Consider the following 15465-nt stretch of genomic DNA (forward strand, 5'->3'; position numbering starts at 1 on the left):
GACGGTCAACCGTACTGTCCGCCCATGGACGACGACGTCGTCCTCCCGTTCGACGGCAGCGACGGTCGTCACGGTCGGGGAGCCAGCGTAGCGCTCCCGGCCCACAAACCCTTTTGAGTGCCCCTCTCGAAGCCTCCACCGATGTCTCTCGAAGATCATGTCGAGGAACTCGCCTCCGACCTCGACGTAGACAAAGAGGAGGTCAGACGCGACCTGGAGAACCTGGTGAACTACTCGGTGCCGATGGACGAGGCCAAGCAGAGCCTCCGCCGGAAATACGGCGACGGCGGCGGCAGTTCGGGGCCGTCGAGCAAGGCCATCGGCGAGGTGACCACCGACGACTCGAACGTGACGGTCACCGCGGTCGTGCTCACGTCCGGCCGTCGGTCCATCCAGTACAACGGCGACCAGCACGTCATCCGCGAGGGCGAACTCGCCGACGGGTCGGGGACCATCTCCTACACGGCCTGGGACGGCTTCGACGGCGACCTCGAACCCGGCCAGACCGTGCAGTTCGGCAACGCCGGGGTCCGTGAGTGGGACGGCAAGCCCGAGCTCAACCTCGGGGAGAGCACCGACGCGACCGTCGTCGACGAGCGGCTGGACGTCGACGCCGAGGTCGGCGGTGAGGCCGCCCTCAAGGACCTCGAACCCGGCGACCGCGGCATCACCGTCGAGGTGCAGGTCCTGGAGTGTGAGACCAAGACCATCGACGGCCGCGACGGCGAGACCGAGATTCTCAGCGGCGTGCTGGGCGACCCGACCGGCCGGCTCCCCTTCACTGACTGGGAGCCCCACGCCGAAATCGAGGAAGGGGCGTCGGTCCGCATCGAGGAGACGTTCGTCCGCGAGTTCCGGGGCGCCCCGTCGGTGAACGTCTCCGAGTTCTCCACTGTGACGGCGCTGTCGGACCCCGTCAGCGTCGCCGAGGACGCCCCGCGGATGTCGGTCGGCGAGGCCGTCGAGAGCGGCGGCCAGTTCGACGTCGAACTCGTCGGCAACGTCATCCAGATTCGGGACGGCTCGGGGCTCATCGAGCGCTGTCCGGAGTGTGGCCGCGTCGTCCAGCAGGGCCAGTGTCGCTCTCACGGCGCCGTCGAGGGCGAGGACGACCTGCGGACGAAGGCCATCCTCGACGACGGGACCGCGACGGTCACCGTCATCCTCGACGACGAACTCACCGAGCAGGTCTACGGCGGCGACCTCGACGACGCCCGCGAACACGCCCGCGACGAGATGGACAAGGGCGTCGTCGCCGACCGCATCGCCGACCGCGTGGTCGGCCGCGAGTACGTCGTCCGCGGCTCGCTGTCGATAGACGAGTACGGCGCCAACCTGAACGCGAGCGAGTTCAGCGAGTCGACCGCCGACCCGGCGGAGCGTGCGAAGGCCCTGCTCTCGGAGGTGGACGCATGAGCGAATCCGAAGACAGCGGGCCGGGCCGACGCGAGGTGGCCCACCGCCTCTTCGCCGCGGAGTTCGAGGACAGCGAGTTCTCCTACTCCGAGTCCGACGAGGAACGCGCCCCGAACTACGTGGTGACGCCCACGGGCGCACGGGTCAACCGCCTGTTCGTCGTCGGCGTCCTCACCGAGCTAGAGCAGGTCAACGACGACGTGCTCCGGGCGCGCATCGTCGACCCGACCGGCGCGTTCGTGGTCTACGCCGGCCAGTACCAGCCCGAGGCGCTGGCCTTCCTCGAAGCGGCGACGCCGCCGCTGTTCGTCGCGGTGACGGGCAAGGCCCGTACCTTCGAACCGGAGGACGGCGACCGCGTGTTCACCTCCGTCCGACCGGAGTCCATCAGCGAGGTCGACGCGGAGACGCGTGACCGCTGGGTCGTCCAGGCCACCGAGCAGACCGTCGCCCGCGTCGGCCGGCTGGCGAGCGCCCGACAGTCCGGGCTGTCGGGCGACGCGCTCCAGCAGGCGCTCGTCGCGGCCGGCGTCGCCGAGAGCGACGCGGCCGGCGCCACGCTGGCGCTGGACTACTACGACACGACCGGCGACTACCTCCGGGCGGTGCGGGAGCTGGCGCTCAACGCCGCCCGCGTCGTCGCCGGCGAACGCGACGAGGCAGGCTCGCTGTCGCTGTCGCCCGGCGACGGCACGGACGAGACGCTGGCGGCGCTGGCGACGATGGACCTCGACGCGCCGTCGGCCGACCCGAGCGAGGAGACAGACGACGTTGTGCCGAGCGAGGCCTCAGACGAGCCAGAGCCGAGCGAGGAACCGGACGAGGCCGAGGCACCGACCACTGAACACGACGAGGCGCCGGCCACCGACGACGCCGGCGGAGAGTCCGCGGTCTCCGAGACTGCGGACGCGGACAGCACGGCCGAACCCACGACGGAACCGCCGTCGGAGTCGTCGAGCGACCCGGTCGAGACGGCACCGGCGACGAGCGACGCCGACGAGCTCCCCGAGTCGACCGAGCCGGCGGCGGCCGACTCGACGGCGTCGGGCGACGAACCGACGACAGAACCGACGGCGTCCGCGAGCGCGTCGGCCGGCGAGCCCGGCTCACCGTCGACGGACGATACCGAATCGGGCGGTTCGCTGGGCGACTTCGAGCCGTCGGACGACGCGACCGACGCCGACGGGACCGAAGACGACGACGTGGGCGAGTTCGACCCGGAGTTCGAACTCGACGAGGACGAACGCGAGGAGATAGAGGAGGAGTACGGTACCGCCTTCCAGAGCGGGACGGAGGTCGACGACGCCGGCGAGGCCGGCATCGAGACGCCCGACCCCGAGGAGCTGGCCGAAGCGGAAGCGGCGTCCGGGGCCGAGCCGGAAGCGGCGTCCGGGGCTGACGAAGTCGGCGAGCCGGCGACCGACGCCGGGGCGGCCGGTGACGGGAGCGAGGCGGACAGCGCGGCCGAACCGGCCGAGGACGTCGACCTCGAAGACGCGGTGATGGACGTGATGACCGACCTGAACGACGGGAGCGGCGCGGACCGCGAGGCGGTCATCACCGAGGTCGTCGAGACATACGGCGCGGACCGCGCGGCCGTCGAGGACGCCGTCCAGGACGCGCTGATGGGCGGGCGCTGCTACGAGCCCGACGACGGGAAGCTGACGCCCATCTGAACGCCGAGCCGCGCCGCTTTTCTCGTCCGGTCGCCAACCGTCGAGCGATGCGCGTCGAACCAGTTCCGGGCGTCCCCGCCGCCACCGTCGACACCGACGGCGAGCGACTGCTCGCGCTCGCGGACTACCACGCCGGTATCGAGGCCGGGCTCCAGTACGAAGGGGTGGAGCTCCGCTCGGCCGCGAGCGAGCGCCGGACGCGGTTGGTGGCCGCGCTCGACCGGACCGATGCCGACCGGCTGGTTGTCGTCGGCGACCTCGGCCACGCCATCGGCTCGCCCTTCGAGAGCGAGCGCGAGGAACTCGAAGCGCTGTTCTCGGCTCTGTCCGTCCCAGTTACCCTCGTGAAAGGGAACCACGACGGTGAGATGGAGCCGGCGCTCGATGACCTGGACGCGGACGTGACCGTCACGCCCGCTCACGGGACCACCGTCGGCGACGTGGGCTTTGCCCACGGCCACACCTGGCCCGCGCCGTCGGTCCTCGAATCGAGCGTCGTCTGTATCGGCCACGAACACCCGGTGGTCCGGCTGGAGGACGAGGTCGGCGGCACGCGGAAAGAGCGGGCCTGGCTCCGGGGGAAACTCGACGCCGGACCGTTCGCGGACCACTACGACCGGTCGCTCGACGCCGCCGGCGACCTCGTCGTCTTTCCCGCGTTCAACGACCGGTCGGGCGGGACCTGGGTGAACGTCCCCGGACAGGAGTTTCTCGCGCCGTTTCTCCCGGACGGGCTGGCCGACGCGGAGGCGTTCCTCCTCGACGGCACGCGGCTGGGCGACTACCGGACTGTCTGAAAAGCGGGGTCGGCCTACTCGGCCAGGCCGTCTTCGAGCCGCCGGACGAGCGATTCGTTGCCGAGGAACGTCTGGGTCCGGTCGTGGATACCGTCGGGCTCGACGTCGAGCAGCGACTGGCTCCCGTCGGAGGAGGCGCCGCCGGCGGCCTCGACGAGGTAGGCGAGCGGCCCCGCCTCGAAGTGGACGCGAAGCTTCCCGTTGGGGTATTTGTCCGTCACCGGGTAGCCGAAGATGCCGCCGTACTCCAGTACCTGCGCCAGGTCGGCGACGGTTGCGCCGCCGTAACGTGGTTTGAGTTCGCGGGCGAACTGCTGGGCCAGCTCGTTCATCGCGTCGCTTCGCTGGCTCCACTTGCCGGCCATCCCGACGACCGTGGCGTCATCCGGCAGTGTGAAGGTCCCCCACCGCTCGCTGTGACCGTCCCGGAGGAGATACTCCTGGACCACGTCGCGGTCCTCCCGGGCGATAGTCAGCGTGGTGTAGGGGCCGTACAGCACCATCATCGACGCGACGAGGTCGCGACCGCTCGCGGGCAGGTCGCCGTCGTAGACCCCGACGATGGTCCCCACGGAGTTGTTCGACGCCAGGTTCGAGGAGCCGTCGAGGGGGTCGATGGCGATGGTGTGCCCCTCGCCGAGGTCGACGACCGACTCGCGCTCCTCGCTCGCGTAGCCGCCGACGCCCTCGATGGCCGACAGCGCGTCGAAGTAGAGGTCGTCGGCCCAGACGTCGCCGCCGACCTGTTCCTCACCGCTCGGGTTCTCGCCCGCCGACCGGTGGGCGTAGTTCGCGAGGTTGCCGCTGACGTAATGGGAGGTGTCCTTTACCGCGCGTTCTATCTCGTCGAGGGTGTTCATCGGTTCCCCTCCACCCGGTTAGCGCTGTCGTCCATGATAGTTCTACATCGTGCCGGGGAGGCCTTAAGCCTACACGTGCGGCTTCGGCGTGAGGGCCTCGAAGGGCTGGTCGGCGAGCCACTCACAGAGCTTACAGAGGTTCGAGCGGGCGGCTTCGAAAAGCTCCTTCCCCACGGCCGCGGAGGCGTCGGTCTGGTCGCCCAGCACGCCGTTTTCGGTGTTGTCGATAGCGTCGTAGAACGTGGTGGCGCCGTACTTGCCCATGGTGTCCTCGTCGAACTCGACGAGCCCGCCGTCGCGCGCCTCGGCGATGCGGTCCTCGTGGACCAGCTCCCCGGCCAGATGCTGGATGAGCGAGGTCTCCTTGGGGCCGCCGTGGGGGCCGGGAGTCTCGAAGACATCCTCGATGCGCTCGGTGATGGACTCGTCCCACATCCACTCGATGGCGTACATCGTCCCGTCGTCGCGCAGCCGCCGGCCGACCTCCCGGAGGTGTTCGACGTTGCCGCCGTGGGCGTTGACGAAGATGACCCGGTCGATGCCGTGATAGGCGAGGTTCCGGGTGATGCTCTCGACGTAGTCGCGAAACGCCGGGGCGTCGGCCCACATCGTCCCGTGGAACTGCCGGTGGTGCGGGCTGACGCCGACGTTGATGGTCGGGGTACAGAGATAGCCCGTCTCCGCGGCCGCGGCGCGGGCGAAGGACTCGGCGATGATGTGGTCCGTCCCCTCGGGGAGGTGGGGGCCGTGCTGTTCGGTCGAGCCCAGCGGGACCAGCGCGAGCGACTCCGATTCGAAGTACGACTCGAGGTCGGGCCAGGCCTCGTCTGCGAGGTACATACGGGGTCATACGGGGCCAGCGACTTGAACAGTCCGGCGGCGGGCCCTACGGCTTCGACTCCGCCGGGCGGAGGTACTCCTTCCCCCACGCGGCCATCTCCCCGATGACGGACTCCAGGGAGGCGCCCCGCTCGGTCAGGGAGTACTGGACCCGGAACGGCTGTTCGCTGACGACCTCGCGGTCGACGAGCCCGTGTTCCTGCAGGTCCTCCAGGCTGTCCGAGAGCACCTTCGAGGAGATGCCGTCGACGTTCTCCTTCAGCTCGTTGAACCCGGAGGGGCCGTTCTCCAGGAGGCGATGGACGATGACGGGATGCCACTTCTTCCCGATGATAGCCGCCGTCGTCGTGATGGGACACCACTCTTCGCCCGCACACCACACCGCCAGCGGTTCGCTCGCCTCGTCGCTCATACCCGACAGTTCGCCGGCCAGCCACTAATAGTTACGTCTCGTAACTGGATGACGCTACGTTACCGCTCCCCCGTCGACGTGGCCGTGTCGTCGGTCCGCACCGCCAGTCGGCGCCCGCCGTCGGAACCGCCGACCCGGGGTAACTCAACAGTTAGGTGACAGGCGACCCACCTCCCGATATGAGCGACCCGTTCGTGGTCGTCGGCGGCGACGCCGCCGGCCTCAGCGCCGCGAGTAAGTTCACCAGAGAGACTCCCGACCGCGATGTCGTCGTCTTCGAGAAGGGCCGGTGGGTGTCGTACGCCCACTGTGGCACCCCGTACTACGTCAAAGGCGAGGTCGACCGGCTCACCGACCTGCTGTCACTCTCGCCCGAGGACGCGGCCGAGCGCGGCATCGACCTCCGGCGGGAACACGAGGTCGTCGCCGTCGACACCGACGCCGGGACGGTGACGGTCGAGGGCGGCGGCGAGCGCTTCGAACAGCCCTACAGCGACCTCCTGGTGGCAACCGGGGCCCACGCCGTCACCGACCCAATCGACGGCTTCGACCGCGATATGGCCTTCACCATGCACGGGCTGGACGCGGCCGCGGCCGTCAGGGCCGCGCTGGCCGACCCCGACGAGGCGGCCGTCGACACCAGTATCGAGTACGTCGACGCCGCACTCGTCGACCACTACGCGGCCATCGAACCGCCCGAACACGTCGCCATCGTCGGCGGCGGCTACGTCGGCGTCGAGATGGCCGAGGCCTTCCGCGCCCACGGGCTGGAGGTCCACCTCTTCCAGCGCGGGAGCCACCTGCTCTCGCCCTTCGGCGAGGCGGTCTGTGAGCGCGTCGCCGACCACCTCCGCGAGCAGGGGGTCGCTCTCCACCTGAACACGGCCGTCGAGGAACTCGCCGGCGGCGACCGCGTCGAAGCGGTCGTCCACGACGGCGGCCGCGTTCCCGTCGAACTCGCCCTCGTGGGAATCGGCGTCGCGCCCAACACCGAACTGCTCGCGGACACGTCGGTCGCACTCGGCGAGTCGGGCGCCGTCGCCGTCGACGACTACGGCCGGACGAGCGTCGAGGGTGTCTACGCCGCCGGGGACTGCGCCGAGGACGACCACGCCGTCACCGGCGAGCCGGCGTGGGTCCCGCTGGGGCTGACTGCCAACCGCGCCGGCCGGGCCATCGGCCAGACCGTCGCCGGGGACCCGGAGCCGGTCGGCGAGGTGGCCGGCACCGCCGTCGTCAAGGCGTTCGAACTGGAGGCCGGTCGGGTCGGGCTCCTCGACCACGACGACGCGCGCGCGGCCGGCTTCGACCCCGTCAGCGAGACCGTCACCGCCGGCTCGCGGTCGGGCTACTACCCCGGCAACGAGGAGACGACGGTGCGCCTGACCGCCGACCGGGAGACGGGGCGGGTCATCGGGGGCGCCATCGTCGGCAAGGACCGCGCGGCCGTCCGCATCGACACGCTGGCGACGGCGCTGGAATCGGATATGACGGTCGGGGAACTCGAACGGCTCGACCTGGCCTACGCCCCGCCCTTCAGCCCGGTGTGGGACCCGATACTCGTCGCCGCGAAGGTGTTGCGCGGGGACCTCGACTAGTCACCACGCCGCCTCCAGCACGCCGACGATGTCCTCGCGCGTCGGGTCCAGTCCGGGCGGCGCGTTCGCCATGAACGCGTCGGCGAGGACGGCCTCGGCCACGGCGGGGAACTCGTCGCGGTCGGGCCCGTCCACGTCCCGGAGTCGGGTCGGGAGGCCGAGCCCGGCAGCGACGCCGGCGACGCGGTCGACCACCGCGGCCGCGGGGTCGTCGGCGTCTTCGACGTCCAGCGCCTCGGCCAGCAGGTCGCGTCGGCCGTCGACGGCGTCGAACAGATACGAGAGCGCGTGGGGCGCGACGACGGCGTGGGCCGCTCCCTGCTGCACGTCGTACGTGCGCGTGAGCCCGTGGCCCAGGGCGTGGATGAGCGACAGCGTCGTCCCGTCGGGCCGGGAGATGCCGTACTGGACCAGGAGAACGCCCTGCGTGAGTCGCTGGTGGGTCCTCTCGTCGGCCTCGCCGGCACCGAGCGCCTCCAGCCCGTCAGCCAGCAGCCCGAGGCCCCGCATCGCGGTCGCGTCGGATATCGGCGCGCTGTTCCGGGCGTACAGCGTCTCGATGCCCTTATCGAAGCCGTTCATCGCCGACCCAGCGAGAACCCCTTTCGGGGTCGTCGCCAGCAGCACCGGGTCGTAACAGGCGGTCGCCGGCATCAGCTCGGGGTCGTCGACGGCGCCGCTTCCGGGCTCGGCGACGGGACAGGTCGCCGGGTCGGCGGTGACGCCGGCCACCTGCGAGAGGTCCGCGCCGGCAAGCGTCGTCGGCACCGTGACGACCGGCGGGAGACCCGACTCGGGAATTGAGAGGGTCCCGCGCTCGACCAGTTCGGCCCCCACCGCTTCGGGGTCTCGGTCGGTCGCGACCAGCACCGACAGCACCGTCGCCACGTCGAGGCTGCTCCCGCCGCCGAGGGCGACGATACAGTCCGCGTCGGCCTCGCGATACAGTGACAGCGCCTCGTAAGCCGTCCCGAGGCGCTTTCGCGGCGTGGTCCCGGCGAAGACACCGGCGAGTCGGTCGCCGAGACCCGCGCGAACGGGGTCCATCACCACCGGCGTCTCGCCGACGGTCGACCCCGTGACGACGAGCGCGCGCTCACGGCCGAGTGACGCCACCTCGCTCCCCAGTTGTGAGACACAGTTCGGGCCGTACCTGACGGTGGCGGGGTCGTACTCGAAGCGGAACGGGTCGGCGAGCGAGTCGGTCATCGCGCGGACCTCCGCATCGGCTCGACAGTGTGGAACGGGGGCAGTTCTGCTGCCATTGTTCGCCGTAGGTGGCCGGCACTTGAGTGGCTTATCCCCCCTACACCTCGAAGCCGTCCAGCGACGCGGCGAGGTCGCCGAGGTCCCCGAGCAGCCCGGCCAGTCGCTCGACGCTCTCTTTCCCGGTGCGGTCGGGGTTCGCCAGCACCCGAACTCGTTCGGTCCCGAGCGGGACGAACTGGAGGCCAAGCGACGCGGCCGTCGTCCGCAGCGCCAGTCCGGCGTCGGCCTCGCCGGCCGCGACCGTCCGGGCGGGGCTCTCGGTGGCCCCCACGGTCAGGTCGTAGCCGTCGATGGCGTCGGTCACCTCGCCCGGCGACACGCCGCGCTCGTCGGCCAGCTGGGTCAGTTGGGCGTCGAGACTGTGGCGCAGGCCCGACCCGCCGTCACGGTTGACGAAACGGGCCGCGCCGTCGACGAGGGCCGCGAGGTCGGACACGTCGCTGTCCGGAGCGACGGCGAGCCCCCACTCGCGCGTCCAACCGCCGAGCGCCTCGCCCGGTTCGTCGTCCGCCTCCGGGCCGGCGACGACGGCCACGTCCGGGACCGACTGCCGGAGCCGACGCCGGCCGTCGGCCGTCCCCGTCGGCAGGTACCGCGGCGCGTCGAGGCGGTCGAGCAGGCGGCTCCACAGCGGGTCGTCCTCCCCGACGCCGAACAGCGTCGGGACGCGTACGTCCGGCGAGAACAGCGTCACCTCGACGCGTTCGCCCGCAGGCAGTCGCTCCGTCCCCGGCTCGACGGCGACGGTGCCGTCCGCGTCGACCAGGCTCGTCGTCGCGCCGCTCCCCTTGTCGACCGGGTAGACGAGCGTCGAGCCCGCGCCGTCCTCGACGAGCCCGACGGGCATGTACCGCAGGCGCCCCTCGGCGTAGCGTTCCTCGACCGCCATCTCGCCGGTGACGGTCGCGGTCCGGGGCTCGGGGAGCCCGGCCGCCTCGCGGAGCGCGGGCACGACGAACACCCGGAAGATAGTCAGCGCCGACACGGGGTAGCCCGGCAGGCCGACGTAGGCCGACTCGCCGATAGTGCCCACGAGCATCGGCTTGCCCGGCTTGACCGCGACGCCGTGGAGCCGGGGGTCACCGCGCTCCTCGATGACGCGGTAGACGACGTCGACGGCGCCGGCGCTCGTCGAGCCGGAGGAGAGCACCAGGTCACACTCGTCGGCGGCTTCGTGCAGCAACGTCTCCAGCGCCTCGAAGTCGTCGCCGGCGTGGGGGTACACCGCCGGCTCGCCGCCGGCGTCCTCCACGGCGGCCGCCAGCGCGTAGCTGTTGACGTCGTATATCTCGCCGGCCGCGCTGTTCAGGGGCTCGCCGGGCCGGACGAGTTCGTCCCCCGTCGAGACGATGCCGACCCGGGGCCGGGAGCGGACGGCTACCTCCTCGACGCCCAGCGCCGAGAGCAGTCCGATTTCCCGGGGCGTGACCCGGGTTCCCGGTCCGAGTGCGCGCGCGCCGGCGGCGATATCCGCGCCGGCGGGCATGACGTTCTCGCCCGGCGTGACCGCGGTCCGTATCTCGACGCCGTCGGCCGTCTCCGCGGTGCGCTCGACCACCACGACCGCGTCGGCGCCCGCGGGCATGACCGCGCCGGTCGATATCTCGGCGGCCGTCCCGGGCTCGACGGTCACGTCGGGCTCCTCGCCGGCGTGGACCGTCCCGGCGAGGTCGAGCGTCGTCGGTGTCGCCTCGTCGGCCCCGAACGTGTCCCGGGCCCGGACCGCGTATCCGTCCATGCTCGCCCGGTCGAACCCCGGCACGTCGAGCGCGGCGTCGACCCGCTCGGCCAGCACGCGGTCGCGCGCGTCGGCGAGCGCGACCGTCTCCGTCCCGGGAGAGATTTCGAGCGACTCCACGACTGCGCGGGCCTCCTCAGGAGCGGCCAGGTCGCGGAACTCCCGCCGGTCGCTCACGCACACCCCTCCCACTCCTCGACCGCGACGGCTTCGTCCGCGGCGTACCCCTCCCGCTCCTCCCGGACCACGACCCAGCCATCGGCCAGGGCGACGCTGGAGAGGGCGCCCGCCCCCTCGGTCCGGGTTGGTGTGGCCGTGCGCGTCCCTTCGCCGTCTCCCTCGACCGTCACCCGCGCGAAGGTGCGAACGCCGGGCTCGCTGGGGACCTTCCGTGTCAGGCGCGCCTCGGTCGTCGGGTGCGGGGCCGGTGATGCGTGACCGAGCGCGGCGAGCGCCGGCCGGAGAAACTGGACGGCGCCGACGATACAGCCGACGGGAGGGCCCGGCAACATCACCACGGGCGTCCCGTCGACGGCTCCCAGCGCCGCCGAGCGACCGGGAGCCAGCGCGACGCCGTGGACGAACACCTCTCCGAGTGACGCGACCACGTCGGGGACGATGTCCCGTTCGCCCACCGACGTCCCGCCGATGGTCACCACGACGTCGTGGTCCAGGTCGCGCTCGACGGCCGCCCGCACCGCGTCGGCGCCGCCGGAAACGACCTCCCGACGGGTCGCCTCGCCGCCCCACCGCTCGACGTACTGCGCGACCGTCCGCCCGTTCGTCTCGACCGTCTCGCCGGTCGCGGGGTCGGACTCGACGACCCCCTCGCCGGTCGGGACGACGCTCGTCCGCGGGCGGTCGTACACCTCGACCGGCCCGTGTCCGACGGCCCTCACCAGCCCGAGGTCCGACGGCCTGAGCCGGCGGCCGGGCTCGAACAGCCGCTGTCCCTCGGCCACGTCTTCGCCGACGGCTTTGACGTTCCGCCCTTCCGGGACGGCCTCGAACACCGCCAGGTCGCCCCCGGTCAGGTCAGTGGCCTCGGCGGGCACGACGGCGTCGGCCCCCGCCGGGAGTTCGCTCCCTTTGTGGACTCTGGTCGCGGTCCCGGCCCGGACAGTGTCCGTGACCCGCAGCGAAGCCGGCGACCGCTCGCTCGCTCCGAACGTGTCGCCCGCCCTGACCGCGTAGCCGTCCACGGTCGTCCGCTCGTACCGGGGCACCGGCCGGTCGGCATCGATGGCCGTCGCCACGACCCGCCCGTCGGCCCGCCGGGGTTCGACGCGCTCGGTGCCGTCGGTCGGCGTCACCGCCGCAAGCAACTGCCGCCTGGCCGCCCCCGTCCGGGCGTACGTCTCGAACCCCGCCCGGTGGTGGTCACTGTCGTCCATACCTCCCGGCTCGGCCCGCGCGGACAAAAAGCCCGGTAGGGGTAACAGTCTCGCCCACCAAGTCCGGGTATGACGCTTCGCTGCCGGCACTGTGGCGAGCCGCTCGTGACCGGTCTCATCGCGACCCAGCGGCGCCACTGCTGTCTCAACGACACTCCCATCGCGGGCGCGTGCCCGAACCACGGGCCTGTCGGGCCCCACGACGCGGTGGAGGACTGAACGGCCGTTGTCACAGGCGCTCGACCGGGTATCAGTTCCCGCCCTTCGGACGGTCTCGACACGACGCTACCGGCGCTCCCAGCGTCTATATTGGTAACAATTGGCAAGATAATACTATAACCCTTCGTCCTCTAAGCGGTACTATCCATGAAGAAACAGGAGCTCATTCATCTTCACAGCCTTCTCGCACAGGTACAACACCACTACGAAGCCGACACGGGAACCGAGGTCGACCACGACGAGTACGCCGAGCTCGGCGTCAAGCCGACATCGATTCACAAATCGAAGACGGACCACAAAGCCGCCGTGTTCGCGCTCGCCGACGGTCTCACTGACGACATGGTCGCCGAGAGCGAGGAACCGCTGACCCTCGCCGCCGACTGAACTTCTCGCGGTCCTGGCCGTGCAACCACGCTCGACAGCCATAGCTCCGCGTTCTGTTCCGATAGTTGCCCGCTCGGGACCTCGCGGCGCCGTGTGGTACGCGCTATCGCAACTCTCAAACCACTTATACACAACGAGAACCTACTGCTAGTGTGAGCGAAGATTCAGGGCGGCGGAACCTCCGCATGCCAAATAGCGATCAGTTGTTTGCAGTCGTCACCGAACACCTCGGTGGAAACCACGTCCGCCTCCAGTGTGAGGACGGCGAGACCCGCATGGGTCGCATCCCGGGCCGGATGAAGTTCCGGACATGGATCAACGAGGACGACATCGTCCTCGCGGAGCCGTGGGACTGGCAAGACGAGAAGGCCAACGTCGAGTGGCGGTACGACGGTCAGGACGCCGACCAGCTCCGCGCCGAAGGCCACCTCGATTCGCTGACTGCCTGAAGTATTCTTACTGCGGTGGTGTGACGCACGCGATGTCTTTTCGACGAGTGGTACGCCGACCACTGCCGCGTCCGCGCGGGGCGGGTCTGGGGCGCACTCGGGAGAGATATAGACCCTCAATAGGCCACGCCGGCCACCGACGGCGGACACGCGGACTTCCGTTCTTCTAAGATGGATGACTACTGTTCGTTATGGACTACTGCCCTCTTGCGATTAGGTGTGTGACGGACTCACGTCACGTGTGCGCCATGTGGGGTCGGCACAGGGCGACCGCGAGACGAGTCATTTATGTATTCCCCTCCCATCGGATATGATGCGAAGGTCGCCCCGGGCGGCGTGCCCGGGCCGACGGCTCGACGACCCACCTGGGTGGTCGGGCATTCGCTCAGAGCGCACGGCCGCTTCGGCGGCTTCCGCTCGCACCATGAGGATTCCACCCCTGCGGTCCGCCGTCAAGATGGAATCTGATGTGAGCCCACGGACCCATGCAGTAGTCAACACTGGCGTAGGAACCAGTGTGTTTAGCTTCCGACGGAGTGCAACCACTTCCGCCGCTGATGTATATCAGCACATTCCGGTTGATCCTGCCGGAGGCCATTGCTATCGGAGTCCGATTTAGCCATGCTAGTCGCACGAATTCAGATTCGTGGCATATAGCTCAGTAACACGTGGCCAAACTACCCTACAGACCACAATAACCTCGGGAAACTGAGGCCAATGGTGGATACCACTCTCATGCTGGAGTGCAGAGAGTGAGAAACGTTCCGGCGCTGTAGGATGTGGCTGCGGCCGATTAGGTAGACGGTGGGGTAACGGCCCACCGTGCCCGTAATCGGTACAGGTTGTGAGAGCAAGAGCCTGGAGACGGTATCTGAGACAAGATACCGGGCCCTACGGGGCGCAGCAGGCGCGAAACCTTTACACTGCACGAGAGTGCGATAGGGGGACTCCGAGTGCGAGGGCATATAGTCCTCGCTTTTCTGCACCGTAAGGTGGTGCAGGAACAAGTGCTGGGCAAGACCGGTGCCAGCCGCCGCGGTAATACCGGCAGCACGAGTGATGGCCGATATTATTGGGCCTAAAGCGTCCGTAGCTTGCTGTGTAAGTCCATTGGGAAATCGACGCGCTCAACGCGTCGACGTCCGGTGGAAACTACACGGCTTGGGGCCGAGAGACTCGACGGGTACGTCCGGGGTAGGAGTGAAATCCTGTAATCCTGGACGGACCACCAATGGGGAAACCACGTCGAGAGACCGGACCCGACAGTGAGGGACGAAAGCCAGGGTCTCGAACCGGATTAGATACCCGGGTAGTCCTGGCTGTAAACGATGCTCGCTAGGTATGTCACGCGCCATGAGCACGTGATGTGCCGTAGTGAAGACGATAAGCGAGCCGCCTGGGAAGTACGTCCGCAAGGATGAAACTTAAAGGAATTGGCGGGGGAGCACCACAACCGGAGGAGCCTGCGGTTTAATTGGACTCAACGCCGGACATCTCACCGGTCCCGACAGCAGTAACGACGGTCAGTTTGACGAACTTACCCGAGCTGCTGAGAGGAGGTGCATGGCCGCCGTCAGCTCGTACCGTGAGGCGTCCTGTTAAGTCAGGCAACGAGCGAGACCCACACTTCTAGTTGCCAGCGATACCCTTGTGGTAGTCGGGTACACTAGGAGGACTGCCATTGCTAAAATGGAGGAAGGAATGGGCAACGGTAGGTCAGTATGCCCCGAATGGACCGGGCAACACGCGGGCTACAATGGCTCTGACAGAGGGACGCGACGCCGAGAGGCGAAGCTAATCTCTAAACGGAGTCGTAGTTCGGATTGCGGACTGAAACTCGTCCGCATGAAGCTGGATTCGGTAGTAATCGCGTGTCATAAGCGCGCGGTGAATACGTCCCTGCTCCTTGCACACACCGCCCGTCAAAGCACCCGAGTGGGGTCCGGATGAGGCCATCATGCGATGGTCGAATCTGGGCTCCGCAAGGGGGCTTAAGTCGTAACAAGGTAGCCGTAGAGGAATCTGTGGCTGGATCACCTCCTACTGATCGGGATCAGGCCTCTGGCCTGACCCACCTTTCGTGGTGTTCGAGAACTACTCACCGACCGGGCACCTATGAACTATCAGGGCTCACAACTGCGGATCTGCCGGGCCCATAGCTCAGCGGCAGAGCGCCGCCTTTGCAAGGCGGAGGCCCTGGGTTCAAATCCCAGTGGGTCCATACGACGTGCCTGCCCCGAACCGTGCCCCTTAAGTGTGGGACGGCGATGGAATATGGTACGACGACAGATGCACCATCCCGGGTGAAACCGAGGTTGGGAAGGGTCGATTCGCCCACCATCTACCACCTTGGGGGCGAATATGAAACCGTGTGTACGTGCGATCCAGGCGTCCACTGGACTCGTTCAGTTTA

13 protein-coding genes, 1 tRNA gene and 1 rRNA gene are annotated in these 15465 nt (G+C 69.1%); 9 read left to right on the top strand and 6 right to left on the bottom strand.

The window, feature by feature from the left end:
- Positions 1–141: 141 nt before the first annotated feature.
- The 3 genes from NJQ98_RS17310 to NJQ98_RS17320 are packed head-to-tail and all read left to right on the top strand — an operon-like array spanning position 142 to position 3889.
- Positions 142–1416, top strand: a complete 1275-nt coding sequence (locus tag NJQ98_RS17310) for a Single-stranded DNA binding protein (protein WP_262180961.1) — start codon at positions 142–144, stop codon at positions 1414–1416.
- Positions 1413–3092, top strand: a complete 1680-nt coding sequence (locus NJQ98_RS17315; RefSeq protein ID WP_262180963.1) for a hypothetical protein — start codon at positions 1413–1415, stop codon at positions 3090–3092. The genes NJQ98_RS17310 and NJQ98_RS17315 overlap by 4 nt, the downstream gene beginning before the upstream one ends.
- A gap of 47 nt (positions 3093–3139) precedes the next feature.
- Positions 3140–3889: a metallophosphoesterase gene (locus tag NJQ98_RS17320; RefSeq protein WP_262180965.1), complete on the top strand. Its 750-nt coding sequence runs from the start codon at positions 3140–3142 to the stop codon at positions 3887–3889.
- 14 nt (positions 3890–3903) lie between these two features.
- On the opposite strand, the gene NJQ98_RS17325 is transcribed toward NJQ98_RS17320, so the two are convergent.
- The 3 genes from NJQ98_RS17325 to NJQ98_RS17335 all read right to left on the bottom strand — a co-directional run bounded on the left by NJQ98_RS17325 (position 3904) and on the right by NJQ98_RS17335 (position 6001).
- Positions 3904–4749, bottom strand: coding sequence for a class 1 fructose-bisphosphatase (locus NJQ98_RS17325; RefSeq protein WP_262180967.1), 846 nt, complete (start codon positions 4747–4749; stop codon positions 3904–3906).
- A 69-nt stretch (positions 4750–4818) separates the two neighbouring features.
- The gene (locus tag NJQ98_RS17330; RefSeq protein WP_262180969.1) at positions 4819–5589 is read right to left on the bottom strand and encodes a creatininase family protein; all 771 of its coding nucleotides are present in this window, start codon (positions 5587–5589) and stop codon (positions 4819–4821) included.
- A 46-nt stretch (positions 5590–5635) separates the two neighbouring features.
- Positions 5636–6001: a winged helix-turn-helix transcriptional regulator gene (locus tag NJQ98_RS17335; RefSeq protein WP_262180971.1), complete on the bottom strand. Its 366-nt coding sequence runs from the start codon at positions 5999–6001 to the stop codon at positions 5636–5638.
- A gap of 179 nt (positions 6002–6180) precedes the next feature.
- Here NJQ98_RS17335 and NJQ98_RS17340 point away from each other — a divergent pair, with 179 nt between their 5' ends.
- Positions 6181–7599, top strand: coding sequence for an FAD-dependent oxidoreductase (locus NJQ98_RS17340; RefSeq protein WP_262180973.1), 1419 nt, complete (start codon positions 6181–6183; stop codon positions 7597–7599).
- Here the strand turns inward: NJQ98_RS17340 and NJQ98_RS17345 are convergent, their stop codons facing one another.
- The 3 genes from NJQ98_RS17345 to NJQ98_RS17355 all read right to left on the bottom strand — a co-directional run bounded on the left by NJQ98_RS17345 (position 7600) and on the right by NJQ98_RS17355 (position 12000).
- Entirely contained in the window at positions 7600–8808 is a 1209-nt protein-coding gene (locus NJQ98_RS17345) for an iron-containing alcohol dehydrogenase family protein (RefSeq protein ID WP_262180975.1), read from the bottom strand.
- Between the two features lie 97 nt (positions 8809–8905).
- Positions 8906–10783, bottom strand: coding sequence for a molybdopterin biosynthesis protein (locus NJQ98_RS17350; RefSeq protein WP_262180977.1), 1878 nt, complete (start codon positions 10781–10783; stop codon positions 8906–8908).
- Positions 10780–12000: a molybdopterin molybdotransferase MoeA gene (locus NJQ98_RS17355; RefSeq protein WP_262180979.1), complete on the bottom strand. Its 1221-nt coding sequence runs from the start codon at positions 11998–12000 to the stop codon at positions 10780–10782. Before NJQ98_RS17355 ends, NJQ98_RS17350 begins: the two co-directional genes overlap by 4 nt.
- Before the next feature lie 69 nt (positions 12001–12069).
- On the opposite strand from NJQ98_RS17355, the gene NJQ98_RS17360 reads away from it, so the two are divergent.
- The 5 genes from NJQ98_RS17360 to NJQ98_RS17380 all read left to right on the top strand — a co-directional run bounded on the left by NJQ98_RS17360 (position 12070) and on the right by NJQ98_RS17380 (position 15273).
- Positions 12070–12219: a hypothetical protein gene (locus NJQ98_RS17360; protein ID WP_262180981.1), complete on the top strand. Its 150-nt coding sequence runs from the start codon at positions 12070–12072 to the stop codon at positions 12217–12219.
- Positions 12220–12366: 147 nt separating this feature from the next.
- Positions 12367–12603 carry a UPF0058 family protein gene (locus NJQ98_RS17365; protein WP_262180983.1) on the top strand — a complete coding sequence of 79 codons (237 nt, stop codon included), beginning with the start codon at positions 12367–12369 and terminating at the stop codon, positions 12601–12603.
- Between the two features lie 152 nt (positions 12604–12755).
- On the top strand, positions 12756–13052 hold the full coding sequence (locus NJQ98_RS17370; protein ID WP_262180985.1) for a translation initiation factor eIF-1A: 297 nt from the start codon (positions 12756–12758) through the stop codon (positions 13050–13052).
- A 571-nt stretch (positions 13053–13623) separates the two neighbouring features.
- Positions 13624–15094, top strand: a 16S ribosomal RNA gene (locus NJQ98_RS17375).
- A gap of 107 nt (positions 15095–15201) precedes the next feature.
- Positions 15202–15273, top strand: a tRNA-Ala gene (locus NJQ98_RS17380).
- The last annotated feature ends 192 nt before the right edge of the window (positions 15274–15465 follow it).

This window comes from Haloarcula laminariae, assembly GCF_025457605.1.
In the GTDB taxonomy this organism is placed as follows: domain Archaea; phylum Halobacteriota; class Halobacteria; order Halobacteriales; family Haloarculaceae; genus Haloarcula; species Haloarcula laminariae.